The sequence below is a fragment of the Parundibacterium terreum genome, from assembly GCF_014636315.1.
Classification (GTDB): domain Bacteria; phylum Pseudomonadota; class Gammaproteobacteria; order Burkholderiales; family Burkholderiaceae_D; genus Undibacterium; species Undibacterium terreum.
The window spans coordinates 205,103-228,070 of the sequence record NZ_BMED01000007.1; the positions used below are offsets into that span (position 1 = coordinate 205,103).

A 22,968-nucleotide genomic window follows, 5' to 3' on the forward strand; every position below is an offset into this window, starting at 1 on the left:
TAGTCCAATATGCAGTCCATCGCATGCGATTGAAGCGGATGCGAATGTTAAATTAACCACTGATATGAGGATACAACCATGAGCAAAATTCAAAAAGTACTGGTGACAGGAAAAACCCACACTACCGGCAGCGATGCACGCATCTTTTCCGGCGACCACGAAGGTAACCTGAACATCAAGCTGACAGGCACCGGCGCGCGCAGCTATGCGTTCGAAGCAATCCAGGCCCATCCTACTGCTGAGCAATTGTTCGCCGGCGCCTGGTCTGCCTGTTACAGCGGTGCAGTCGGCATCGTGGCCAAAGAGAAAAACGTCACGCTACCAGCAGACACTGCAGTGGATATAGAAGTGGATCTGGGCCTGAGCGGTAGCGAGTATCTCCTACAAGCGCGCATCACGCTGATCGCGCCTGGCGTTGACGAAGAAGTGGCCTTGGCGATTGCCCATGGTGCAGACCAGATGTGCCCATACTCTAAAGCAACCCGCGGCAATATCGACGTAGCTTTGAAAGTTGTCACCGCCTAATTTAATGACATATAACTCGCATACGATGTAAGCGTATGCGTTGTTAATGTAAGCTTACTTAAACAATTTGATTCAACCCAAACTTAAATTCGAGGAAACATCATGAGCAAAATTCAAAAAGTACTGGTAACAGGCAAAACCCACACTACCGGCAGCGACGCACGCATTTTTTCCGGCGACCACGAAGGCAACCTGAACATCAAGCTGACAGGCACCGGCGCACGCACCCATGTATTTGAAGCAATCCAGGCCCATCCTACCGCTGAGCAATTGTTTGCCGGTGCCTGGTCTGCCTGCTATAGCGCGGCAGTCGGCATCGTGGCCAAAGAGAAAAACGTCACGCTGCCTGCTGATACTGCAGTGGATATAGAAGTGGATCTGGGCCTGGGCGGTGGCGAGTATTTCCTGCAAGCGCGCATCACGCTGATCGCACTTGGCATTGACGAAGAAGTGGCTTTGGCGATTGCACATGGTGCTGACCAGATGTGTCCATACTCCAAAGCAACCCGCGGCAATATTGATGTGACCCTGAACGTCATCACAGCCTGAGGCTGCATCCGGGCGCTTCATCTTCACGTATAAACCTAAACAAAAGGAGGGCAGTATGAGAGAACTTATAGCACGTCAGTTGTACAAGCCCTCCTTGGTCTTGTTGATGCTGAGCCTGATGCAATTGATGGTGACACTGGACTTCAATATGGCCCAGGTAACTCTGGTGGCACTGGTAAAGAGTGCGCGTTACATGCGCCGCAAGCTGCGCTGCAAATGGCGGGGCTTTCTCCGTGTGGCTTGCTCTTAACTTGATAGAATCAGATAACATTTAACACAGGAGGTCATATATGACGACCAATCCATCCAAATACGAACCTATCAGTTGCGAATTTCACGACCTGCTGGAAGTGCACGCAACAAAGCGCAAGCCGACCCAGATACACTTCTTCGACAGCGATGGAACAGCACAAACTCGCCATGCGACGATTACCGATGTATTTGCCAGGCAAGGCGCCGATTATCTGAGCTTGAGTACGGGCGAAACCTTGCGCCTGGATCAGTTGATAGAAGTGGATGACGCCAAGCTGGCAAACTATTGAATCGTTGTGGCACCATGAGCATTGATGATCACTTAGGGCATGACATAGTCAGCGACGTGATTTTCGATTGAAAATTGAGCAGTATGGGCAGAGGGGAATATTTAGGCGTGTGAGGCAACGTTGTATTGGTTTGCGCTGGAAATTGATTCACTTGGATCTCGTATAGGTCAATACTGGAAAAATTTGATTGAAAATGCCAAAGAAAATTTTCAAAACGCAGAATATAGCTGTGGATTTTATAAAATATCGCCCGAAAAATGACGTTGATTACTGTTCCTGTTCCCTTTTGACGGGAACGGCATAATTGTCAGGCATAATCCCGCGATTTAAGGAACGGCTACATATAATCCGATGAACTTCTTGATTCTGAATTTGAATCTAACTAGAATCGGCATCGTCAAAGTTGAATGAAATCCGCAACTTATAAAGTTAACTTACGGTAATTTGTTCTTGTCGCAGTTCATTACTAACAATCAAGGCTCCCTTGCAACAACAAACCCACAACTCTTCATGCCAAGAGCCATTTTCCAGTGAAGCCGATCTGGTTCAGAATTTTTTGGAGTTGCTGAAAGTCGGTGAGTCTCCATGGGGAAATGTAGAAACTACCACCGAGTGGGATTACCGCAATGGAATCACTGATGTTCTAGTCCGTACTAATCAGGGGCACCTCGTCGCCTTTGAAGCCAAATTGACAGATTGGCGTCGTGCAACTCATCAGGCTTATAAGAATACTACTTTTACAAGAAGTGCTTATGTTGTTATGCCTCCCAGCGCGGCACAAAGAGCAAGCACACATCCAGAGATTTTCCAGCGCTACCGCATAGGACTTTGCTCAATTGACAATAATGGTGTTAAGATTGTAATAGAAGCACCTGATTTGGAGGATGAGCCGCTAATTCCGTGGATGCATCGGAAGGCCCATCTATTTTTCGATGAGGCAGCAGAGTGCGGACTCACAATTGCAAACGGACATCGCAACGGAAATATGCAGACAGCTTAATGTCGCGTTATTACGCGGCCTGGGCTCTGGCGCCTTCAAGCAAGTCTATTTGATAGAAAAAGATAGTCATTTATACGCGCTCAAAATAGCACCGGTGTCAGGTGAGCTCAAGGCTAGGTTTGAACGTGAAGTCGACGCGCTGAAAACGTGCTCTCACTCTGCGATTTCGAAAATTCATGCCTCGGATCTCATGATCGTTCAAAACAGGGAGTACTGGACAATCATTGAGGAGTACCTGCCATTCGGAACACTCCAAGATTTAACACAGAGCAGATCTTTGTCTGGAGCAGACATTCTGCATATGGGCGTTTCTTTAGCCGAGGCTCTAGCCCATCTCTTCGAACGTAAATTCGTTCATCGGGATATTAAGCCCGCTAATATTTTGTTTCGAAATTCTACAGAACCTGTACTAACTGATTTTGGAATCGTGAGAATGCTTAATAAGCAGTCTCTTACCCAAGACTTCATGGCACAGGGACCCGGAACACCGATGTATGCGGCGCCGGAACAACTACTTAACGAAAAAAGTACTATTGATTGGCGGACAGACCAGTTCGGCTTAGCGTTGGTCTTAGCTGAGCAGCTTTTGGGCCACCATCCTTTCCTGACGGACGAAAATTCTCAGCCGCGAGATGCTGTTATGACTGTTGCTAGTCGGCAGTCGATGCCAGATATCAATAAGCAACGACTAATTGACAGTGGGTTCGGCTGTTTGATCAAAGCCATGTCTCCTTGGTCTGTTCAACGTTATAGAAAACCCGAAGAATTTCTTAATGCTTTGAAAGGCAATAATTAACATGGGCGCTTATCATCAGATGGGGCATGATTCCTGGAATCTCGTGCACGAAAAACATCTGCACGGTTATGAAGGCATCGTCCTAAGTCCAATAAATAACGCTCCAGAAACAATGGCGCAAAGAATTCTGGCTCTAAAAAAGAAGCGCGACGACCTCGATATCATCCTCGACCCGCAGCTGTATGAGCCCCGCAGTAATAGGGGACAACTGGCATCATGGCCGTATTTCTCCACAGATGTAGACACCGTAAATCTGGCAAATGTTAGCTGGTGGGGGGAAAAGGGACAAGCTATCGTGGCAGCTGCGAAGAGTGTAGGTGCAAACGCAATATGCTCCCCAGCGATGCTTCCGAGGATATACAGTGACGACTATTACCGCTGGACCGTCGACTGCGCGGAAACGACAAGTAAGCACGCATCAAAAAACGGGATTGACACACTTATTACCTCAATTGTCCGGTTGTCTGAACTCGCTCAAAAAGGGCGATGCGAGGCAATTGCCAGTATCTTAACTGGTACTGATATCTCTAGAATCTACCTAGTACTTTCGGACGACCTTACCCCAAGAAATCAGCGTACAGATGTCGAAAGCTTGGCAGGTGCTATTCGCCTGATTAGGCTGCTTGAAGATGCAGGCACCGAGGTTTTGGTATCGTTCAGTGGTCTAGATATGCTCCTTTGGAAAGCAGCTGGCGCAACTCATGTTGCTAGTGGAAAATTTTTCAATTTGCGCCGATTTGTGCCAGGAAGGTTTGAAGAAGACAATCAAGATGGTGGGAGGGTCGTTCCCTATTGGACTGATGCCGGCTTGATTACTTGGCTCCGAGAAGACGATATCAAGTTACTGGATAAGAACGAGTTAATTGATCGTACCGAAGCTAGTTCAAATCCATTTTCAAAGGAAATTCTTGAAATTCTTGATGCTGGCTCAGGCGAGGCATGGGTTGGATATGGATGGCGCCAGTATTTATATTGGTTTCAGGAAACTGAGGCAGTCATTTCCTCGGACCTTAATGCCGCAAAAACGATACTAAAATCTGCGGATGCGTTGTGGGGGAAAAAGGAAGAGACAGGAGTATATCTATTTGACCGTCAAAATACCGGCGACTGGATTCGACCTTGGTTGAATGCAATAAAGATGGGTTTACAGGATATATAAATCATCAAATTCTCTACGATAGTTTTGATGGCATTTTTTTCTGGAAATTGACGTTCTTTGTAGGGAGATTTCGTGTCCAAATTCGCTAGTATTTTAAAATGGGTCGAATAGTGAGGCGACCTTGGATCGGAAGCAGGGCGATGGTTTGAACGGCTTTATTTGGATCTTAGGAGGTTGAACTTCAACGGATTGGATAACTCAGGTGGATATATCACCAAGGACAAAGGTGAAAAAACAAACAGGATCCTTTTGGTGGAAAAAAATTAATTTTTCAGCCAAAATAAGAACTGCATACATGATCATCGACATGCAAATAAATTCCAGAATAACAGTAAAATTTGGTCCTACTCAGGAGACTTAAATGGCAGGTTATTACGTAATTAAAAAAGGTTCGTCCGGCATGTTTCACTTTGTTTTAAAGGCAGATAATCATGAGGTCATCCTTACTAGTGAGACTTATGTTTCGAAGCAAGGGGCGCATACAGGCATAGCTTCCTGCCAGGTGAATAGTCCTTACGACTCACAATACGACAAGCGTAATTCGACGTCAAGCCAGCCCTATTTCGTGTTAAAGGCTAAGAACGGCGAAATTATTGGCACCAGCCAAATGTACTCGTCGACATCGGCTCGAGATAACGGTATTGCATCGTGCAAGTTCAATGGGCCAACAACTAAGATTGTTGATGAATCTTAGATTGCGCCTAAGTCTAAAGGCCACTATTAATAGTGGCCTTTTATTTCTAGCGTTGAAGTCCCATTCGACGAGTTATTTGACCGCCACTCTGTCGCCTCATTCTTAGCAACATTCGTTGGTTTAGTCATATCCATCCTCCTTAGCCACGTGATATCCCAGCAAATGCAAAGACGTCGCGTGCAGGGCATGTAACGGCAGCTCGATAACTGAGTTTCTGTTTTGGCGCCCGTGCGTTGCTGCAAATGCCGCAACCCAAATCAAAGGGGACTATGCGTTGATGATCCGGGCAACCCGGGCAGCAATTGCCTGCGCCAATTGGTGAACATGGAAACCATCGACGAAGCCGTGGTGAGCCTGTACTGAAAAAGGTACTGTCATCAGGCCATCCTGTGCAGATCCAAAACGGCCCCATGCAAACGAAGGAATATCGGGGCTTCCCCTGAAGTCAGGATGCTCTATCGATGTCAGGCGTAGCCAGGGTATGCAGGTAATATGGAAGGCATCCTTCTGCTCGCGCTCGCTCAACTCATTGCCCGTATTGATCATCTGCACGCTTTCTTCGGCTTCTTTCTTTGCCGCCAGGCTGCGGGCAATGAACTGGTCCAGATCGGAAGTCATGTCAAACTGGGTGAAGTTCAAGTTGTTATCTTTATTGACTACCGTATAAGAACCGCAGAATTTATCTATCTTGATTATTTTTCCGTCATGCTCGCGATACCGGAAATTTTCCACATCCTGCACGGAACTCAGCAGGCAGAACAGCAGGAAGTGGAAGGGAGGAATCCCGCGCTCCTTGCAATAAGGCCGGAAGTCCGGTAGCTCAAGATCGAAACTCAGATTGAAGCGGGGATTGTCTGCCTGGGAAAAAAAGTCGTATCTATCGCGGCGTTTTTCAAAATTCTGCATGGATATAGGGTGGAGATCGTGACAAAGCGGATGCTGGGATAAATCTTAGCACAGCCACCTGGTCATCGAACAAGCGCACCGAACAAGCTGGCTGAGCCAGCGTCCGTCAAAGGCGCTAACCACAACTCCTTCATACAAAGTTTCAACTGCCGGAATTTATCCGGTTCACCCAATTTATCTGCGAAGCGACTCAGCTTTACCTCAAATTTTTACTGAAAAAATCGACTACCGCCTTGTTGAAGCTTTGGTGAAACGCCGCCCTGTCAAAGCCGGGGTTGCTTTTACAGATGACGGGGGCAATGTTTTCAAGTGCAGGGCTGCAAGGTGCCAGGAAGTCAAAATGGCCGGCTTTTGGCACCACGTGAAAGTCTGGAGCGTTTGGAAGAGCAAGCCGAACAGCTTCGGCATAGCGTGGATGCGGCAGTATCACGTCATCCTCGGCACGCCATAGTTGCACCGGTATATTGACCTTTTTCAGTCCATCCGGCGAGAACGTGAAGCCCAGAGCCGGGGCTGCCACAACCGCCGCCTTGATCCTAGGATCTTGCGCAAGGCTTGAAGCAGGCGGCACGCCAGCAGCTTGCCCGGCCTTCGCCAGCAATTGGCAGGCAAAATCTTCCGGATACTCGCGGCACACAGGGCCCACCTTGGAGAAATCGGCGAGCCCGCCGATGCTGACCAGCGTTGTAAAGCCGCCGGCCGAAAATCCAAACATCCCTATGCGTGCCGAATCGATATTGGCACGGCCATCCCAGCTTGACAGCATATGGTCAATCACCCGGCTCATTTGCCTGGGCCTATCCATGATGAATACGCTGCGGCTCTGGTCGGCATAGTTGTCGCCGGTATGGGTAACAGCCGCAACCACGTAGCCCGCGTCTGCCAGGGCAATGGCTGTGTCGTAGTGCCCCAGGAATGAACCTCCGGTGCCGTGCGACATGACCACCAGCGGCAATGCGCGTCCTTCTAACGGCCCGTTAACCGCAACTGACATTATTGTTGCTCCCATGGTCACGGGCTTAGGCGCTGCCTGGCTCGGATACCAGATGCCGATTTCCAGCGGCTTCCCATCGGGATCAGCGGCAAAGCCATGCTGGAACCCGGCAGCTTGCGCGCAAGTGGCGGCAAGTGTCATGCCCAGTATCGTCAGGGCGGAAAGTACGGTCGACTTCAGGTTTTTCATGGATGAGCTCCAAAGGTGGGTAAGCTCAGTGATTCTCTGCGCACCCTCGTACGCTATCAATGTCTTTGCGACGAAGGGTGGGGATTAAGGCGCGAGCTGTAGAACCAATACGCGGACCCGTGGGGGAAATGGAGAGGGTTGTTGCTTTGCATTTGAAAGTGACTCTTCTTTGAGAGCTTACTTTTGAATATACGTACCAGAGAGTGCTGAATTCGGAATGGTCTTTGAACGGAGTGCCCCTCAGGCTGAGCAGAGGGGCACACTGGGTTAGCGCTAAACCCTCACTGAAGTACGTAAGAAAGGCCGCAGGTACTTTTAGGCCGCCTTCAGTGCTTCATACGTCGGCTGCGCTAGCTTGATATCGACTTCGGTGATCTGATATTCGCCTACATTTGCGATCACATAGGAGTCTTCGGACAGTATTTTTGTCAACGCTTGCATTTCCATGCTTTTGACGGCGAGGATACCGCCCTGGCCATTTCTCTTTGCCCCAGCGAACAGGAAGCTGCCATCGGCCAGGTATTTTTTTACCCAATCGAGGTGAGCCTTGTTTTCCGGCTCTACCTGCTGCTTTTCTTTGATGTAACTTAAATCAAGTAAATACATGATGTTTCCTAACAATAAAATGAAATTTGAAAACCGGCTTCGTACGCGAGAAATTCATACTCCGCCGATTTGACCCAAAGGAGCTTAGAGTTTGGAGCCGCCGCCGACTTGAACGACATCGCCGGTGATCCAGCGGGCTTCGTCCGAGGCAAGGAAGGCCACCACATCGCCGATATCGTCAGGCTGCGCGATACGTTTCAGCGCTTGAATCGAGAGGGTGAAATCCCGGCCGCCCTCTGTCTTGACGAAGCTGGACATGTCGGTATCAACCACACCAGGTGCTACCGCATTTACCCGGATACCGCGTTCGCCCAACGCGCTCGCAAAATGTGTGACCAGTGTACTGATCGCACCTTTGGTGGCTGCATAGGCCGACAATTCGCCAACAGCGGCACGCGCTGCCAGTGAAGAATTGAGGATGATGCTGCTGCCGCTGCCAAGGATAGGCAGCAATTGCTGAACCAGGAAATAGGGAGCCCGGACATTGACAGCGAACAGACGGTCAAAGTCATCGACTTTGGTTTCTTCGATGGGGCCTGCTGAAGCAACGCCTGCGTTGGCAAATACAATATCCAGACGATCACCAACAATGGCGCGTACCTGTTTCGCCAGTACGTGCGCGCCGTCAGGAGCGCTCAGATCGGTGGCAATGGCGGTAGCGCGGCCGCCGGCAGCAATGATGTCGGCTACCACATTGTCTGCTTCAGCCTTCGCGCTACTATAGTGAACAACGACGAATGCGCCAGCCTTGGCCAGTGCGATGGCACTGGCTCGTCCGATACCGCGAGATGCACCTGTGACCAGGGCGTTTTTTCCAGAAAGTTTTGTCATGATAATTCCTTTGTAAGATCAGAATGATGTGATTGACGACTACTTTTCAGGTATAGGTCAATCAGTCGTATGGAAGACCGGTCAAATTGCTTTGGCTTAGTCTTTGAAAGGAAGATACGCGGACTTCATTTTCGGGAAAAATACTTTATAAGCTTGTGGGCATGCCCGGTAAGCATGGAGGCTTATTGGCAGACACTCTATCTGTGGCTGTGAACTCGCCGCTGCAGTAGCAGAAACCTGGGTCTGGCGATAGAAATTGCAGATGGGATTGTGAAGGCGATTTTGCTTTAGAACCGAGGTGCTAAGGCATGAGTAGATTTACCGCATTGATATTGGCGCATCGGAAACATGTAGTGATAAATGCGGAAAAATGCGGGCAAATACGAAAATTCTCCCGTTTTGACAAGAGAATTATGTGGCGAACTGAGGAACTCTTTAAGGCAGTGTGTGGCTTGCTTGCACCATTAGCTGATCGAGACGAGAGATGAACAGTTTCAGGGTGGGCGACATGTTTGCCTTGCTGTATCCAACGCAAAGATCGACTCTCGGTGCAGTGCCAGCAAGTGGCCGGCTGACGACAGACCAGGGCATGAGGTTTTCCACGTAAGAGGGAATCAAGGTAACTCCGCGTGTGGATGCCACGAGTGACATCACCATGGCGGGATTATCCACACCCTGGCTAGGCACAATATCGACACCTTCTCGTTCCAGATAAGCGTCAATGACTGCACGCAACACCTTTGCCTTATTCGCCATCGCGATAAATTTTTCGCCGACAAGGTCCTTTGGGTGGACACTTTCCTGTGCAGCCAGGTGATGATCGCTGGGCATGAGGACTACCAGAGGTTCACTGGTAACGGCGTGATAAGTAAGGTCAAATCCTGGCTCCGCCCGCAAAAAGGCAACATCAAGCTTGCCCCGTGCCAAGGACTCTGCAAGGTCCGGCGAGTAGTCGCTGGATACTGTGACATCCACATTTGGCAATTCCTCGCGCAGTATGGCCATTGCGCGTGGTAGCCAAGTCATTTCCTGCCCCGTAAGAAATCCCAAGGCGAATCTTTGCTTGGCCGGCGTCGCTGCACGCCGCGCCGCTTCGATTGCAGCATCGACTTGCGTCAAGGCCAGCCGGGCATGGTCGATAAATGCTTTCCCCGCCGCTGTCAATTCCACACCGCGCGCGCTGCGGCTGAACAGCTCGGTTCCGACCTGATCTTCCAGGTCGCGAATCTGCCGGCTCAGAGAGGGCTGCGAGGTATGCAGCCGCTGCTCGGCAGCAATGGTCAAGCTGCCTGTTTCGGCAACGGCGATGAAATAACGAAGGTGTCGCAGCTCCATGTTTCTATTCCTTTTTTATTCTTCCATGCCTGGGAAGCATGCCCACCAGCTTATAAAGTCTTTTTTTATTGTGCCATAAGTTTCTATATTGGGTCCTGTGGCAGCGCATTGCGGATTATTTCGGATGCCGGCCGATGCCATGGATCAACTAGACCCATGTTTAAAAAATATACCTTAAAGGATTTACATCATGACTCATCCCGTTGTTTTGATCACCGGCGCCCTGACCGGTATTGGCCGTGCTACTGCACTGGCGTTTGCAAAAAATGGTGCTCGCCTGGTTGTTTCAGGCCGCCGCGAAGTGGAAGGCAAGGCGCTGGAAGCCGAACTTCGCCAGCTTGGTTCCGAAGCCGTCTTCGTTCGCGCTGACGTGCGTCAGGACGACGATGTACGCACCCTGGTTGATGCAGCCGTCGCACGTTTTGGCCGTATCGATGTCGCGGTCAACAATGCCGGCACTGAAGGCCAGCCTGGCTTGATCGTCAATCAAACCGCCGAAAGCTACGCCGCAACCTTCGACACCAACGTTCTGGGCACGCTGATGAGCCTGAAGCACGAACTGCGCGTGATGACCGCACAGGGAAGCGGCAGCATCATCAACATCTCCTCGACTTACGGTCATGAAGGCGCCGCATACGCATCCGTGTATGCCGGTAGCAAGCATGCGGTAGAGGGCATCACCAAGTCCGCCGCGCTGGAGGTTGCCGGCAGCGGCGTGCGCGTCAACGCAGTTGCACCGGGGCCAACCGACACCGGCATGCTGGATCGCTTTACCGGCACTCCTGAAAACAAAGCGGCGCTCGCAGCCGGCGTACCGCTGGGCCGCGTCGGCCAGCCAGCGGAAGTTGCCAGTGCGGTGTTGTATCTGGCATCCGAAGGCGCCACTTTCGTGACCGGGCAAATTCTCACGGTCGATGGCGGCAAGACTGCAGGCTGATTGCGTGATCATTTTTAACTGACAAGGAAAATGTCTCATGAGTAAGCTTGCAGGAAAGACCGCGCTGGTGACCGGCGCCTCGCGCGGTATCGGCCGCGCCACTGCCCTGGCATTGGCGAGAGATGGTGCCCAGGTGCTGGTGCATTACAGTCGCGGCGAGCAGGAGGCCGCGGCTGTAGTGGCCGAGATTCGCGAGGCCGGAGGCAAGGCGGAAAAAATTTCCGCTGATCTGGCGCAACCCGACGGGCCGCATCAATTGGCCCAAGGTGTGCGTGCCATTATCGGAGGACGGCTGGATGTTCTTGTTGCCAATGCCGGAATCAGCTCATCGACATCGATACAGGATACGTCGGTCGAAGACTTTGACCGCTTGTTTGCCATTAACGTGCGCGCACCATTTTTTCTGGTCCAGCAACTACGGCCTGCTTTATGTACTGGAAGCAGTATCGTGCTGTTGTCTTCGCTGGTGGCGCATTCGTCAATAGGTACTTTATCGGCTTACGCGGCGACCAAAGGCGCGATCGATACGCTGGTAAAGCATTTCGCTACTGCCTTGGGTGAGCACGGGATACGCGTCAATGCCGTGGCACCGGGTGTGGTACCTACCGACATGTCCAGCTTTACAAAAACCGAGGCAGGCCGCAATTTTGCGATCGGCATGCAAGCGCTCAAGAGGATGGCACAGCCGGATGATATCGGCGCTGCGATTTCCTTTCTCGCATCCGACGCGGCGCGCTGGATCACCGGCGAAACACTGCACGTTGACGGCGGTTCGAAGCTGTAAACCGTTACCCATTCATTTTTAATTATTTTTTAACTATCCAGGAGTTTCACCATGACAGATAACACTATCAAGCTGTATCAATCGCCGGCTTCCCCCAATTCGCGGCGTGTGCGGATGTTTCTAGCCGAGAAGGGCGTGCAAGTTGCCGTCATTCCGGTAGATCTTGGCGCCAAGGAGCAATTCTCGGACCCGTATCGCGCAATCAATCCTCGCTTGCAGGTTCCTGCGCTAGTGCTAGAAGACGGTACGTCGATCACCGAGGTTCCCGCCATCTGGCGCTACCTGGAGTTAACACATCCTGGTACACCGCTGCTCGGGGCTACCGCAAAAGAGCAGGGGCTCATTGCCATGTGGGAGCGCCGGGTTGAGCTCGACGGCTTTTCTGCAGTGATGGAAGCGGTGCGCAATACCGTTCCAGGTCTGAAGGGGCGGGCATTATCGGGTCCGCATGCCTATGAGCAGATTCCGGCTCTGGCTGAGCGTAGTCTTGAGCGCATCAAGAATTTTTATGCCGACTTGAACACCTGGCTTGGCACATCAAGCTTTGTCGCCGGAGAGCAGTTTTCCGTGGCGGATATCACGGCTTTCATCACCGTCGATTTTGCCACCGGCGGCGCCAAATTGCCGATTCCTGAAGAGCACACAGCGACCAAGCGCTGGTATGACCGTATTGCGGCACGTCCAAGCGCCAAGGCGTGATTTTAGTATCCGCCGCCGCTAGCGCGGCGGATGCGAAATCATTCATTGATCAAATTGATGCGGGTCCGAGCGATCCGCAGGGATACTTTTGTGACAAAAAATTCTTTATTTAGTGCCTACAAATTGGGCGCACTCGATCTGTCGCACCGGGTAGTGCATGCACCAATGACCCGGCTGCGGTCCGACGCCGACGATAGTCCAAGCGCCATGATGGTGGAGTATTACCGGCAGCGCGCCTCCGAAGGTGGTTTGATTATCACCGAGAGCGTGCATCCTTCGTTCGATAGCCGCGGCTATTTGGGCGCACCTGGCATCTATACCGATAAGCATGTGGAAGCATGGAAACCGGTGGTGGATGCAGTACATCAGAAGGGTGGCCGGATCATCATGCAGATTGCGCATGACGGTCGTCAATCGCATGTTGACCTGAGTAATGGCAAGGCTCCGATCGCACCGTCCGTGGTGCCCTTCGATACGGTTGTTTTCACGCAGGATGGCTGGGTGCCGGTATCGCCGCATCGTGCACTTGATGCAGATGAAATTCCCGGGCTGATAGAGTCGTTCAGGCTTGCGGCCAAGCGGGCGCATGATGCCGGATTCGACGGCGTGGAGCTGCACTCCGCAAACGGCTATCTGGTTGATACCTTTCTGCAGGACGGTACCAATAAACGTAGCGATGGCTACGGCGGTTCGGTTGAGAAGCGAGCGCGCTTCCCGCTAGAACTGACAGAGGCTTTTATTTCTGTGTTCGGAGCCGGCCGGGTCGGTGTTCGTATCTCGCCGAGCGGCAAATGGGGCTCAATTTCGGACAGCGATCCGGAGTCGACATTCGCTTATTTCGCCCAGCGCCTGAATGAATATGGGCTAGCTTACCTGCATGTGATTGAACCTAGGGTGATGGGGACGGAGACGCTCGAAGAAGGCAAGGCTCCAGTCGCATCGGCATTTCTTCGCCGCCACTTCCAGGGACCGATTATCGCTGCCGGCGGCTTCGACCGCTACGATGCTGAGCAGATTTTGCAACGTGGCGATGCCGATCTTGTTGCTTTCGGGCGGTGGTTTTCTTCCAATCCGGATCTACCTGAGCGTCTGCGTCGCAACCTGCCACTGACACCCTATGTACGTGATGCATTCTGGGGTGGGGATGAGCGCAACTACATCGATTTTCCTTCCTACCAAAACGAGCTGGTGGAATAGGACGAAGCCGCCGGTTGGCGGGAATATGGAGGCGGGCCGTGAAATACGAAATCAGCTTTATCAGTTTTTGCAGTGTTTTTATCTATATTCTCGTATTCCTGGGAAGCTGGATCCTGGGCCGGCTTCTAGTGCAATTTAATGGGAAGTTTGAGATCCCCAGAGATGGGGATGAGGAATTGCTCAGACAATATTTCTCGATATGGCAGGATCGCTCGCCGATGGGTAGCGATGATTTTCGCTCGGCCAATGATCGCTGATTCTCTTTGACCGTGCACACCTGCAAGCCTGTGCAGCTTGCAGGTGTTACCACATATTAATACCGTTCAGCTTAATGGATGTTCCACGATGACATCGACACGATCAGGATAAAAAGCGACGTGATCCTTGATCAATGCGACAGAGTCAAAAGGAGCCTCATAGGTCCACACAGCGTTTAGCGAACGCTCTCCTCCTGCGGGGATGCTGTAATAGGCACAGTCTCCTTTATACGGGCAATAAGTCTGGTTAGCGCTGCGTTCCAGCAGCGTCATGTCGATATCCTTGCGCGGGATATACTGCACGGCCGGATAGGAAGCTTCTTGCAAGATCAGCGCATTGCGGGTGTCGGCGATGATACGGCCGGCCACCGTCACGGTGACACGAGCCGGATTTTGTTTGATAGTAATAGGGTGCTCGGGGCCTGGTATTTTGATTGCCTTGGTTTCCATGATTTGGGTTCCTTTGTGTGGTTGAAAGTTTTAAACTGAAAAATAGCGGCGGCAATTTTTCTCGCTCCAAATTGCCACGCTGTCGAAGCCTGAAAATGGTGATTTCACTGACCAACTTGTTTCTGCCAGAGTGCCGTCTGTGGGATTGTTGCCGCATCGCCTGCGCACCGGCCTTGGCCGGTGCGAGGGGGCTGTCTTGAACGATGCTTTGCGAATTCTTAGCCGTGCGCCTGCGACAGGAAGCGCGAAACGTCCTGAACAAACATCTCTGCGTATTGATAAAGTGAACCGTGGTTTGAATCTGGGTACAGAATCAGATGTGCGTCAGGGATGTTTTGCTGGAGGATAAACGAGTTGACCGAATAAATAATCACGTCGGTTTGCCCATTCACTACCAGGGTAGGTTGACGAAGTGCCTTCAGATATTCATAAGGCTGGTCACGCGGAGCGCCCCATTTGCCGAGTGCTTCGAGCTGCGCGCCGGCAACTTTTTCATTCGCTTCAGGGTCACGGCCTTCAGTGCGCAGGCGAAAGCGTTTTAGAAATTCGCGGCCCGCTGCCTGGCTCTTTTCGGACGGTGTAAAAAACACGTCAAGCCACAAATCATCAGGATGCTTGTAGGTGGCACCGAATATCTGCTGGGCCTCTGGTGTTAATGACGACATTCCTTCACCACTTCTGGGACCAGTGCCGACCAGGACTACGCGGCGAACCAGAGTGGGTTCAGTAATTGCCAATTCTTGAGCGATAAGACCCCCCATTGAGAAGCCAAGCACGTCAACTTGTGATAATCCCAGTGCCTTGATGAATGCAGCAGCGTTAGCAGCCATTTCTTCTATGGAGGTGGGAACTTCCCCGCTGGTGCTGGAAATGCCCGCATTATTGAAGAGAATCACCTCCCTGTCCTTGGCTAATCCGTCCGTGACCAGTGGGTCCCAATGGTCCATGGTCCCAGTAAAGTGGATGTTGAAAACCAGGGGCACGCCACCGGCCTTGCCGAAACGGCGATAGGCGAATTGAATCCCTTTTGCTGAAACGTACTGCGTAGGTGCAGTTTGATGCGTATGCGAAGTCATGATGAGTATCCTTGCGAGGTAATTTAATTTCAGCGATATGCTGTCCTTGCTCACTAGGATAGATACAGCGCGGATTGATCTCAAAGACTTTGTATGCCTGTCCCCATACTTGAAAAGCATGGAGTAGCAATCATGGCCTGCCCGGATACTGGTTTTGCGATTGACAGTCCCACTTGTTAAAGCGGCGCCTGTCCCGCAGGAGGCTCGTAATGTATTCATCCTATGCCCTGTCGGATAGTGGTTTCGCATCCTCGGTCAATGTGATATTGTTTTTATTGCAAAACGAGCGCCGGCTCGTTCGACACCACGTCTAACGCAGTCACCACGGGCTGCCGTTTATAGCGGCCGGCCACATAATTTAGGAGAAGCCCATGAATGAGCATATCGCCCGCAACGAAGTCTGGCTTGCCGCAGGCTTACGCACACCGTTCGCCAAGGTTGACGGTGCACTTGGCCGTTTCGATGCCATCGAGTTGTCTGTGCCGGTAGCGCAGGGGATGATGGCACAGCTCAATGGGGCCTCACCGGATTTTGTGGCGTGGGGAACGGTAGTGCCCAACCTCACCTGGAGCAATATCGCCCGTGAGGTGCTGATGGACTCGGGAGTGTCGCCGTCTATACCGGCCTACTCCACGATCATGGCCTGCTCCACCAGCATGATTGCCGCGATACAGGCGGCCGGCATGCTCGATGGCGTTAGCCGTAATCTGGCGCTGGTTGGGGGCGTTGAAAGTATGAGCCGTGTCCAGATCGGTCTCGGTATGAAGCTGTCGGACTGGATGCGCAAGTTCCAGCAAGCAAGCTCTCTGGGGCAGAAAGTACAGCACTTGGCCGAACTCAAACCGGGCGATGTGCGGCTTTACATTCCCGCAGTCACCAACCGCACCAGTGGTATGAGCATGGGCGAACACACCGAGATCACGGTGAAGGAATGGAGTATCGTCCGCTCTGAGCAAGACCATCTGGCATTGCAAAGCCATCAGCGCGCCGTCGCAGCCTGGGAGCGGGGCTTCTTCGATGATCTGGTTATACCGGTCGGTGAAGCCAAGCGCGATACCATACCGCGCAAAGAAACTTCACTGGAGAAGCTTGGGCGATTGTCACCAGTGTTCGACCGTACGAGTGGCAAAGGCACGCTGACGGCAGGGAATTCTTCTTCTCTCACAGACGGTGCCGCTGGACTGTGGGTAGCTTCACGCTCCGGCCTTAACAAGCTTCCGTCCACCATACCGAGGGTGAGGCTGGTGGACTGGGAGATCGCAGCCGTCGATTTTCGGGTTGAGGGATTATTGATGGCGCCTGCCTTCGCCATCCCTAAGCTGCTGGCGCGGCACAAGCTACGTTACGAAGACATCGCTCTATGGGAAATCCATGAGGCCTTCACGGGCCAAGTGCTGTTCCACATCAAGGCGCTGGAAGATCAGACCTTTATCAAGGAAAAAGCCGGTGTGGATTACAGCTTCGGAGCCTTCCCACATGAAAGACTCAATCCCAACGGCGGCAGTGTCGCTCTCGGCCACCCGTTCGGCGCCACAGGCGCGCGCATCCTTAGCCAGACGGTCGCAGAATTGGCAGCGATGCCGCCAGGTAGCCGTGCCATCGTCAGCATCTGCGCCGATGGCGGCCAGGGGAGTGTGGCGCTGCTTGAGGCAGTATAGTGATTCAGACTGACTTGATGAGGCCTACGCGGAGGCCTCGCCATTTTGTATCAACAACTAATCAAGACTGCCAGACAATCTCCAATACCGAACCTACTCCACAGTAACGGACTTCGCCAAATTCCGAGGCTTATCCACATCCGTACCTCGCGCCAGCGCCGTGTGATACGCCAGCAACTGCAAAGGCACCACGTGCAGGATAGGCGATAGCTGGCCGTAGTGTTCCGGCAGGCGGATGACGTGCACGCCTTCGCTCGGGGCAATGCGGGAGTCTGCATCGGCAAATACATATAGTTCGCCGCCGCGTGCGCGCACTTCCTGCATATTCGATTTCAGTTTTTCTATCAGCGCATCTTTCGGCGCCACTGTCACTACCGGCATTTCCTTGGTGACCAGGGCCAGTGGGCCGTGCTTCAGTTCGCCGGCGGGATAGGCTTCTGCGTGGATATAGGAAATTTCTTTCAGTTTCAGTGCGCCTTCCAGCGCGATGGGGTAGTGCAGGCCGCGTCCCAGGAACAAGGCGTTTTCTTTGCGGGCGAATTCTTCTGCCCAGGCTATGATTTGCGGTTCCAGCGCCAGCACGGCACTGATGGCTACCGGCAGGTGGCGCAGGGCCTTGATGTGTTCTGCCTCTTGCTCATCGCTGAGGCGGCCTTTGGTTTGCGCCAATGCCAGCGCCAACAGGAATAGTGCTGCCAGTTGCGTAGTGAAAGCCTTGGTGGAGGCGACGCCGACTTCAACGCCGGCGCGGGTGATGTAAGACAATTCACATTCCCTGACCATGGCGCTGGTAGCAACGTTGCAGATGGTCAGCGTATGCTGCATGCCTTGCGCGCGTGCATGCTTTAGCGCTGCCAGGGTGTCGGCGGTTTCTCCGCTTTGCGAGATCGTGACGACCAGGCTGTTCGGATTGGGCACGCTGTCGCGGTAGCGGTATTCGCTGGCGATCTCTACATTGACGGTCACCTTGGCGATGGATTCTATCCAGTATTTGGCGGTCAGGCCGGCGTAGTAGCTGGTGCCGCAAGCCAGGATCAGCACCGAGTCTATCTGCTTGAAGATGTTGAAGGCCTTGTCGCCGAACAGTTCCGGCATGATGCCGGTAACGCCTTCCAGCGTGTCGCCGATGGCGCGCGGCTGCTCGAAGATTTCTTTCTGCATGTAGTGGCGGTAAGGGCCCAGCTCGGCCGCGCCGGTATGGGCATGCACGGTACGCACTTCGCGTTGTACGGCCTTGCCGTTCACATCCACGATCCAGCAGCGCTGCAATTGCAGGTCCACGACATCGCCTTCTTCCAGGTAGATGATCTGGTCGGTGGTGCCGGCCAGCGCCATCGCGTCGGATGCCAGGAAATTCTCGCCCTGGCCTACGCCGACGATCAGCGGCGAACCCTGGCGCGCACCGACCACGCGGTGCGGTTCATCGCGGCAGAAGACGGCGATTGCATAGGCGCCGGTCAGGCGTTTCACTGCTTGCTGCACGGTCTCGAACAGATCGCCGGTATATAAATGGTCTACCAGATGGGCGATCACTTCGGTGTCGGTCTGGCTCTCGAACACATAGCCTGCCGCCTGCAGTTCTGCGCGCAGTTCTTCGTGGTTTTCTATGATGCCGTTGTGGACCAGCGCGATGCGGTCGCGCGAGAAATGCGGGTGGGCATTGGAGGAGGAGGGCGCGCCGTGCGTTGCCCAGCGGGTGTGCGCAATGCCGGTGAAGCCGGACAGCGCGGTTTGCTGGATCTGGGTTTCCAGATCGGCCACGCGGGAGGTGCTGCGCGAGCGTTGCAGCTTGCCGTCCACATGCAGTGCCACGCCGCAAGAGTCATAACCGCGATACTCCAGCCTTTTCAGGCCCTCGACCAGGATGGGAGTGATATTGCGTTGTGCTACTGCGCCGACGATGCCACACATAAGAGCCCCTTGATGTTTTGTTGGGTGGGATGGGTTTATTCAATAAAGCCAAACTGTTGCGTCATGCTAAAGGGTTTGCGATGAAATTATCTTGCAATATTTAGGGTATTTTGAATTTAAATGATGGTCGAGTATTTTTGTGTTTAAATATTCCAAATTACTAAATTAAATGAAATTATATGCCATCAAAAGATGATGTTTTGATACTGGATGAATTGGACAGGCGCATCTTGCAGCAACTGCAGCAAGATGCGTCGCTGACCAATCATGAGCTGGCTGCCCGCGTGCATGCGTCGCCGCCTACCTGCCTGCGCCGCGTCAAGCGCCTGGTGGATGAAAAGGTGATTGCCCGGCAAGTGGCCATCTTGTCGCCGGAAAAGGTGGGCGCCAGCCTGACGGCCATCGTGGAAATTACGCTGGACCACCAGGCGACCGAGAAACAACTGGAGTTTGAGGCGCTGGTTGCCGGCGAAAGCGCGGTGCAGCAGTGCTATCGCGTGTCGCCCGGGCCGGATTTTGTGCTGGTGATCCTGGTGGCGGATATGGCTGCTTATCATGCACTGGCACACAGGCTGTTTGCGACGCAATCCAATGTGCGCAATGTGCGCAGTTTCTTTTCCATCCTGCGCAGCAAGTTCGAGACGCGCGTGCCGGTGGAATAGCCTGCCCTGGGATCAGGCGTATTCGCTGAGCGTCTTCAGCTTGCTTTCGGACACTACCTCTATATATGCATAGCCCAGGTGTATGGCCTGCTGCTCCACCAGCAGCTTCAGTTCCTTGGACAAAGTCTGGCGGGTAATGCCCAGCATCATGGCCAGCGACTCCTGCGATACTGGCAGCCGTGGCCGCAACTGGGTGGACATGGTGGCGTCTCCCCTGGCCAGCAGCAACAGCCGGCGAGCGATACGGGCGCGGGTGGAGCGCAAGGTGGCGTCTTCCACAATGCCGTATAGCAGGCGTATGCGGGCCGCCATCATTTTGGCTATCGCCTGCGCGAACACATTGCTCTTCATCAGCGTATCAAATACCTGCCTGGGCAAGACCAGGATTTCCGCCTCACCCATCGCCGTTGCATCATGCGTGCGCGGCTGATCGTCGATCAGCGAAATCTCGCCGAACCAGGTGCCGGTTTCCAGCACAACCAGTATGGCTTCCTTGCCGTCTGCACTGAGGGTGGACATCTTCATTGTGCCGGTGGCAACGGCGTACAAGTTACCGGGAGGATCGCCCTGGCGGAACAGCATTTCGCCGGGGCGCAGGCGCACCAGCTCGGAAGCCGCCAGCATGATTTTGCGCTCGCGCAAGGGCAGGGAGCCAAACCAGGGGTTGGCCGAGAGTCTTTGTAACAGGTCCTGGCTCGAACTCATATACTCATATCTCTGGGCTTAATTGAGCAACTGTAAAAAATTTGACAGTTAAGAGTGTAGCCTAGTTGTAAGGTAGCTGTACAAATAGAGCAAAAATGCCAAGCGCACACCCAACCAATGAGTATTGAGGAGAGACAATATGAATGCACGCGCCAATTTCGTCCGCATGCAGGACAGCACGCAACAGGACTGGCAACTGATAGGTTCCGAATTCATGCAGTTCAGCAAAGGACTGCCTGAGCGCATCATCAAGCATCTGCAAATCCTGGAAGGCGACTACGGCGGCTTTCCCATAGACCGTTACACCCACTCGCTGCAAACCGCGACACGCGCACTGAAAGACGGCCGCGATGACGAGTATGTCGTCTGTGCCTTGCTGCACGATATAGGCGACACGCTGGGTTCCTTCAACCATCCCGATATTGCCGCCGCCATCCTGAAACCTTTCGTCAGTGAAGAAAACCTGTGGATGGTGCAGAATCATGGCATCTTTCAGGGTTATTACTTCTTCCACCATATAGGGCTGGACAAGAATATGCGCGACCAGTTCAAGGACCATCCGCACTTTACGCGCACGGCGGAATTCTGCGAACTGTATGACAACCCGGCCTTTGATGCCAAGGCAGAGACCTTGCCGATGAGCGAGTTTGAGCCTATGGTGCGCAAGCTGTTTGCCAGCCCGCGCAATTCCATCTATAAGAAGGCATTGAGCGAATAAGACCGCACTCGGGCCGTCAGAGCCCATCAATGTCTATCCAAGCAAAAAAAAATTTTAGGAGACAAATATGAATATCCCATCATTGAAAGAAGTCGTCAGTGCCGAAGAGTGGCAATTGCGGGTGGACCTCGCTGCCTGCTACCGGCTGGTGGCCGCCTACGGTTGGAGCGATCTGGTGTTCACGCACATCAGTGCGCGCATTCCTGGGCCGGAACACCATTTCCTGATCAATCCATACGGCCTGATGTTTGACGAGATCACCGCCTCATCGCTGGTCAAGGTAGATCAGCAGTGCAACAAGGTGATCGACTCGGAATTTCCGGTTAACCCTGCCGGCTTTGTGATCCATAGTGCCGTGCATGAAGCCCGTGACGACGTGCAGTGCGTACTGCACACGCATACCCGCGCCGGCGTTGCGGTCAGCGCGCAGAAATGCGGCATCCTGCCTATCTCTCAGCAATCCACCTTTGTGCTGGCATCGCTGGCGTATCACGAATATGAAGGCGTGGCCTTCCGCGATGAAGAAAAACCGCGCCTGCAGGCTGACATGGGCCGTGCCAATTTCCTGATGCTGCGCAATCATGGCTTGCTGGTGGCCGGTAAATCCATCGCCGATGCCTTCCTGTCCATGTACACCTTCGAAGCGACTTGCCAGATACAGTTGTCGGCGCAGGCCGGCGGTGAGCTGACGCAGGTCAATCCTATGATCGTCAAGGGCGTATCGGAAGCGATGCGGGTGCAGACTGGCGGCTTGGGCGGCGCTTTCGTCTGGCCTTCTCTGATACGCAAGCTGGACCGCATGGATCAGAGCTACAAAACCTGATCCGGTTCCACGCACTATCTTGCAGGCCCCGGCATTATCCGGGGCTTTGTTTATCTGATGCGGACTCTGAAAACGAGTCTCAAGTTTTGGCCAGGAGATTACTATGTCTTATGCAGGTAAAGTTGTTTGGGTAACTGGGGCTTCATCCGGAATAGGGGAGGCACTAGTTAGTTCCTTGTTGCAGGCTGGTGCGCAAGTCATCTTGTCCGGCCGCCGGCTTGCGGAGCTGGAGCGGGTTGCAGCAAGCGCAGCGGACCGTACATTGATCCTGGCTTTCGAGACGACCGATTATGATGCACTGCCACAGGTAGTGGAAAAAGCCTGGGCCTGGAAAGGCAGGATCGATATCCTGATCAACAATGCCGGCATCAGCCAGCGCAGCCTGGCGCTGGATACGCACCTGGATGTCTATCGCCAACTGATCGAGGTCGATTACCTGGCGCCGCTGGCGCTGACACAACTGATCGTACCGCGCATGGTAGAAAAACGCTCCGGGCACGTGGCGGTGATCAGCTCTGTAGCTGGCAAGGTGGGAACACCGTTGCGCACCGGTTATTGCGGCGCCAAGCATGCGGTGGTCGGCTATTTTGACGGCCTGCGCGCAGAAGTGGAAGAAGCCTACGGCATCAAGGTCAGTGTGATCTTGCCGGGGTCCGTGCAAACCTCCATCGCCGTGAACGCACTGGTGGGTGACGGTTCGTCGCGGGGACGCTCCGACGCCAATATCGATAACGGCATGCCGGTCGCGGCTGCGGCAAAGATCATCCTGGATGGCATGGCAGCAGGCAAGCGCGAGATCCCGGTAGCAGAAGGCAAGGAACTTGCCGCGCTGAATTTCCGTACCCAGGACCCGGAGCGCCTGTTCGACATGCTGGCCAAGGAAGGTGCGCGTCTGGCAGGGTTGCGTGATGAAGGAAAATCCATCGATCCTAGCGATATCCGTTCATAGCCTTGCTCGCGAAAGT

General features: G+C 53.2%; 27 protein-coding genes. 18 read left to right on the forward strand and 9 right to left on the reverse strand.

Annotated features, from left to right (window positions below; genetic code table 11):
• Positions 1–78: 78 nt before the first annotated feature.
• The 8 genes from IEW12_RS25970 to IEW12_RS26005 all read left to right on the forward strand — a co-directional run bounded on the left by IEW12_RS25970 (position 79) and on the right by IEW12_RS26005 (position 5,265).
• Positions 79–525: an Ohr family peroxiredoxin gene (locus IEW12_RS25970; RefSeq protein WP_188569052.1), complete on the forward strand. Its 447-nt coding sequence runs from the start codon at positions 79–81 to the stop codon at positions 523–525.
• A gap of 102 nt (positions 526–627) precedes the next feature.
• Positions 628–1,074, forward strand: a complete 447-nt coding sequence (locus IEW12_RS25975) for an Ohr family peroxiredoxin (protein ID WP_188569053.1) — start codon at positions 628–630, stop codon at positions 1,072–1,074.
• A gap of 55 nt (positions 1,075–1,129) precedes the next feature.
• Complete coding sequence (locus IEW12_RS25980) at positions 1,130–1,324, forward strand: hypothetical protein (protein ID WP_188569054.1); 195 nt, start codon at positions 1,130–1,132, stop codon at positions 1,322–1,324.
• A 40-nt stretch (positions 1,325–1,364) separates the two neighbouring features.
• Entirely contained in the window at positions 1,365–1,616 is a 252-nt protein-coding gene (locus tag IEW12_RS25985; RefSeq protein WP_188569055.1) for a hypothetical protein, read from the forward strand.
• Between the two features lie 484 nt (positions 1,617–2,100).
• Positions 2,101–2,616 carry a hypothetical protein gene (locus IEW12_RS25990; RefSeq protein ID WP_188569056.1) on the forward strand — a complete coding sequence of 172 codons (516 nt, stop codon included), beginning with the start codon at positions 2,101–2,103 and terminating at the stop codon, positions 2,614–2,616.
• Positions 2,576–3,412 carry a serine/threonine-protein kinase gene (locus IEW12_RS25995; RefSeq protein ID WP_229751361.1) on the forward strand — a complete coding sequence of 279 codons (837 nt, stop codon included), beginning with the start codon at positions 2,576–2,578 and terminating at the stop codon, positions 3,410–3,412. Before IEW12_RS25990 ends, IEW12_RS25995 begins: the two co-directional genes overlap by 41 nt.
• A gap of 1 nt (position 3,413) precedes the next feature.
• Positions 3,414–4,571, forward strand: coding sequence for a hypothetical protein (locus IEW12_RS26000; RefSeq protein WP_188569058.1), 1,158 nt, complete (start codon positions 3,414–3,416; stop codon positions 4,569–4,571).
• Positions 4,572–4,932: 361 nt separating this feature from the next.
• Positions 4,933–5,265, forward strand: coding sequence for a YegP family protein (locus IEW12_RS26005; protein WP_188569059.1), 333 nt, complete (start codon positions 4,933–4,935; stop codon positions 5,263–5,265).
• A gap of 267 nt (positions 5,266–5,532) precedes the next feature.
• Here IEW12_RS26005 and IEW12_RS26010 read toward each other — a convergent pair whose 3' ends face one another.
• The 5 genes from IEW12_RS26010 to IEW12_RS26030 all read right to left on the reverse strand — a co-directional run bounded on the left by IEW12_RS26010 (position 5,533) and on the right by IEW12_RS26030 (position 10,126).
• Positions 5,533–6,171 (reverse strand): CatA-like O-acetyltransferase, encoded by a 639-nt coding sequence (locus IEW12_RS26010; RefSeq protein WP_188569060.1) that lies wholly within the window; start codon positions 6,169–6,171, stop codon positions 5,533–5,535.
• Positions 6,172–6,367: 196 nt separating this feature from the next.
• Positions 6,368–7,354, reverse strand: a complete 987-nt coding sequence (locus tag IEW12_RS26015) for an alpha/beta hydrolase family protein (RefSeq protein ID WP_188569061.1) — start codon at positions 7,352–7,354, stop codon at positions 6,368–6,370.
• Between the two features lie 315 nt (positions 7,355–7,669).
• The gene (locus IEW12_RS26020) at positions 7,670–7,960 is read right to left on the reverse strand and encodes a YciI family protein (protein ID WP_188569062.1); all 291 of its coding nucleotides are present in this window, start codon (positions 7,958–7,960) and stop codon (positions 7,670–7,672) included.
• An 84-nt stretch (positions 7,961–8,044) separates the two neighbouring features.
• Entirely contained in the window at positions 8,045–8,791 is a 747-nt protein-coding gene (locus IEW12_RS26025; RefSeq protein WP_188569063.1) for an SDR family NAD(P)-dependent oxidoreductase, read from the reverse strand.
• Between the two features lie 435 nt (positions 8,792–9,226).
• The gene (locus IEW12_RS26030) at positions 9,227–10,126 is read right to left on the reverse strand and encodes a LysR family transcriptional regulator (protein ID WP_188569064.1); all 900 of its coding nucleotides are present in this window, start codon (positions 10,124–10,126) and stop codon (positions 9,227–9,229) included.
• A 190-nt stretch (positions 10,127–10,316) separates the two neighbouring features.
• Between IEW12_RS26030 and IEW12_RS26035 the strand changes: the two genes are divergently transcribed.
• The 5 genes from IEW12_RS26035 (at position 10,317) to IEW12_RS26055 (ending at position 14,000) form a co-directional block, all read left to right on the forward strand.
• On the forward strand, positions 10,317–11,063 hold the full coding sequence (locus IEW12_RS26035; protein WP_188569065.1) for an SDR family NAD(P)-dependent oxidoreductase: 747 nt from the start codon (positions 10,317–10,319) through the stop codon (positions 11,061–11,063).
• A gap of 37 nt (positions 11,064–11,100) precedes the next feature.
• Positions 11,101–11,847: an SDR family NAD(P)-dependent oxidoreductase gene (locus tag IEW12_RS26040; protein WP_188569066.1), complete on the forward strand. Its 747-nt coding sequence runs from the start codon at positions 11,101–11,103 to the stop codon at positions 11,845–11,847.
• Positions 11,848–11,898: 51 nt separating this feature from the next.
• A complete protein-coding gene (locus IEW12_RS26045; protein WP_188569067.1) occupies positions 11,899–12,546 on the forward strand; it encodes a glutathione S-transferase family protein in 648 nt (215 codons plus the stop codon).
• A gap of 90 nt (positions 12,547–12,636) precedes the next feature.
• Positions 12,637–13,743: an alkene reductase gene (locus IEW12_RS26050; RefSeq protein WP_229751362.1), complete on the forward strand. Its 1,107-nt coding sequence runs from the start codon at positions 12,637–12,639 to the stop codon at positions 13,741–13,743.
• A 38-nt stretch (positions 13,744–13,781) separates the two neighbouring features.
• Entirely contained in the window at positions 13,782–14,000 is a 219-nt protein-coding gene (locus IEW12_RS26055; RefSeq protein ID WP_188569069.1) for a hypothetical protein, read from the forward strand.
• A 66-nt stretch (positions 14,001–14,066) separates the two neighbouring features.
• On the opposite strand, the gene IEW12_RS26060 is transcribed toward IEW12_RS26055, so the two are convergent.
• A complete protein-coding gene (locus IEW12_RS26060) occupies positions 14,067–14,450 on the reverse strand; it encodes a DUF427 domain-containing protein (protein ID WP_188569070.1) in 384 nt (127 codons plus the stop codon).
• Positions 14,451–14,668: 218 nt separating this feature from the next.
• Positions 14,669–15,526: an alpha/beta fold hydrolase gene (locus IEW12_RS26065; protein WP_188569071.1), complete on the reverse strand. Its 858-nt coding sequence runs from the start codon at positions 15,524–15,526 to the stop codon at positions 14,669–14,671.
• Positions 15,527–15,897: 371 nt separating this feature from the next.
• Between IEW12_RS26065 and IEW12_RS26070 the strand changes: the two genes are divergently transcribed.
• Positions 15,898–17,184, forward strand: a complete 1,287-nt coding sequence (locus IEW12_RS26070; protein WP_188569072.1) for an acetyl-CoA C-acyltransferase — start codon at positions 15,898–15,900, stop codon at positions 17,182–17,184.
• 93 nt (positions 17,185–17,277) lie between these two features.
• On the opposite strand, the gene glmS is transcribed toward IEW12_RS26070, so the two are convergent.
• Positions 17,278–19,095: a glutamine--fructose-6-phosphate transaminase (isomerizing) gene (gene glmS / locus IEW12_RS26075; RefSeq protein ID WP_188569073.1), complete on the reverse strand. Its 1,818-nt coding sequence runs from the start codon at positions 19,093–19,095 to the stop codon at positions 17,278–17,280.
• 179 nt (positions 19,096–19,274) lie between these two features.
• On the opposite strand from glmS, the gene IEW12_RS26080 reads away from it, so the two are divergent.
• A complete protein-coding gene (locus IEW12_RS26080) occupies positions 19,275–19,757 on the forward strand; it encodes an Lrp/AsnC family transcriptional regulator (protein WP_188569074.1) in 483 nt (160 codons plus the stop codon).
• Positions 19,758–19,769: 12 nt separating this feature from the next.
• Here the strand turns inward: IEW12_RS26080 and IEW12_RS26085 are convergent, their stop codons facing one another.
• Entirely contained in the window at positions 19,770–20,462 is a 693-nt protein-coding gene (locus tag IEW12_RS26085; protein ID WP_188569075.1) for a Crp/Fnr family transcriptional regulator, read from the reverse strand.
• A 139-nt stretch (positions 20,463–20,601) separates the two neighbouring features.
• On the opposite strand from IEW12_RS26085, the gene IEW12_RS26090 reads away from it, so the two are divergent.
• From IEW12_RS26090 to IEW12_RS26100, 3 genes are all read left to right on the forward strand, one after another.
• Positions 20,602–21,180 (forward strand): HD domain-containing protein, encoded by a 579-nt coding sequence (locus IEW12_RS26090; protein WP_188569076.1) that lies wholly within the window; start codon positions 20,602–20,604, stop codon positions 21,178–21,180.
• A 67-nt stretch (positions 21,181–21,247) separates the two neighbouring features.
• The gene (locus IEW12_RS26095; RefSeq protein ID WP_188569077.1) at positions 21,248–22,003 is read left to right on the forward strand and encodes a class II aldolase/adducin family protein; all 756 of its coding nucleotides are present in this window, start codon (positions 21,248–21,250) and stop codon (positions 22,001–22,003) included.
• Positions 22,004–22,106: 103 nt separating this feature from the next.
• On the forward strand, positions 22,107–22,952 hold the full coding sequence (locus IEW12_RS26100; RefSeq protein WP_188569078.1) for an SDR family NAD(P)-dependent oxidoreductase: 846 nt from the start codon (positions 22,107–22,109) through the stop codon (positions 22,950–22,952).
• The last annotated feature ends 16 nt before the right edge of the window (positions 22,953–22,968 follow it).

What these genes read in the sequence shown, in the direction of transcription:
- IEW12_RS25970 (WP_188569052.1), top strand. Translation starts at nt 79, where the DNA reads ATGAGCAAAATTCAAAAAGTACTGGTGACAGGAAAAACCCACACTACC.
- IEW12_RS25975 (WP_188569053.1), top strand. Translation starts at nt 628, where the DNA reads ATGAGCAAAATTCAAAAAGTACTGGTAACAGGCAAAACCCACACTACC.
- IEW12_RS25980 (WP_188569054.1), top strand. Translation starts at nt 1,130, where the DNA reads ATGAGAGAACTTATAGCACGTCAGTTGTACAAGCCCTCCTTGGTCTTG.
- IEW12_RS25985 (WP_188569055.1), top strand. Translation starts at nt 1,365, where the DNA reads ATGACGACCAATCCATCCAAATACGAACCTATCAGTTGCGAATTTCAC.
- IEW12_RS26000 (WP_188569058.1), top strand. Translation starts at nt 3,414, where the DNA reads ATGGGCGCTTATCATCAGATGGGGCATGATTCCTGGAATCTCGTGCAC.
- IEW12_RS26005 (WP_188569059.1), top strand. Translation starts at nt 4,933, where the DNA reads ATGGCAGGTTATTACGTAATTAAAAAAGGTTCGTCCGGCATGTTTCAC.
- IEW12_RS26010 (WP_188569060.1), bottom strand. Translation starts at nt 6,171, where the DNA reads ATGCAGAATTTTGAAAAACGCCGCGATAGATACGACTTTTTTTCCCAG.
- IEW12_RS26015 (WP_188569061.1), bottom strand. Translation starts at nt 7,354, where the DNA reads ATGAAAAACCTGAAGTCGACCGTACTTTCCGCCCTGACGATACTGGGC.
- IEW12_RS26020 (WP_188569062.1), bottom strand. Translation starts at nt 7,960, where the DNA reads ATGTATTTACTTGATTTAAGTTACATCAAAGAAAAGCAGCAGGTAGAG.
- IEW12_RS26025 (WP_188569063.1), bottom strand. Translation starts at nt 8,791, where the DNA reads ATGACAAAACTTTCTGGAAAAAACGCCCTGGTCACAGGTGCATCTCGC.
- IEW12_RS26030 (WP_188569064.1), bottom strand. Translation starts at nt 10,126, where the DNA reads ATGGAGCTGCGACACCTTCGTTATTTCATCGCCGTTGCCGAAACAGGC.
- IEW12_RS26035 (WP_188569065.1), top strand. Translation starts at nt 10,317, where the DNA reads ATGACTCATCCCGTTGTTTTGATCACCGGCGCCCTGACCGGTATTGGC.
- IEW12_RS26040 (WP_188569066.1), top strand. Translation starts at nt 11,101, where the DNA reads ATGAGTAAGCTTGCAGGAAAGACCGCGCTGGTGACCGGCGCCTCGCGC.
- IEW12_RS26045 (WP_188569067.1), top strand. Translation starts at nt 11,899, where the DNA reads ATGACAGATAACACTATCAAGCTGTATCAATCGCCGGCTTCCCCCAAT.
- IEW12_RS26060 (WP_188569070.1), bottom strand. Translation starts at nt 14,450, where the DNA reads ATGGAAACCAAGGCAATCAAAATACCAGGCCCCGAGCACCCTATTACT.
- IEW12_RS26065 (WP_188569071.1), bottom strand. Translation starts at nt 15,526, where the DNA reads ATGACTTCGCATACGCATCAAACTGCACCTACGCAGTACGTTTCAGCA.
- IEW12_RS26070 (WP_188569072.1), top strand. Translation starts at nt 15,898, where the DNA reads ATGAATGAGCATATCGCCCGCAACGAAGTCTGGCTTGCCGCAGGCTTA.
- glmS (WP_188569073.1), bottom strand. Translation starts at nt 19,095, where the DNA reads ATGTGTGGCATCGTCGGCGCAGTAGCACAACGCAATATCACTCCCATC.
- IEW12_RS26080 (WP_188569074.1), top strand. Translation starts at nt 19,275, where the DNA reads ATGCCATCAAAAGATGATGTTTTGATACTGGATGAATTGGACAGGCGC.
- IEW12_RS26085 (WP_188569075.1), bottom strand. Translation starts at nt 20,462, where the DNA reads ATGAGTTCGAGCCAGGACCTGTTACAAAGACTCTCGGCCAACCCCTGG.
- IEW12_RS26090 (WP_188569076.1), top strand. Translation starts at nt 20,602, where the DNA reads ATGAATGCACGCGCCAATTTCGTCCGCATGCAGGACAGCACGCAACAG.
- IEW12_RS26095 (WP_188569077.1), top strand. Translation starts at nt 21,248, where the DNA reads ATGAATATCCCATCATTGAAAGAAGTCGTCAGTGCCGAAGAGTGGCAA.
- IEW12_RS26100 (WP_188569078.1), top strand. Translation starts at nt 22,107, where the DNA reads ATGTCTTATGCAGGTAAAGTTGTTTGGGTAACTGGGGCTTCATCCGGA.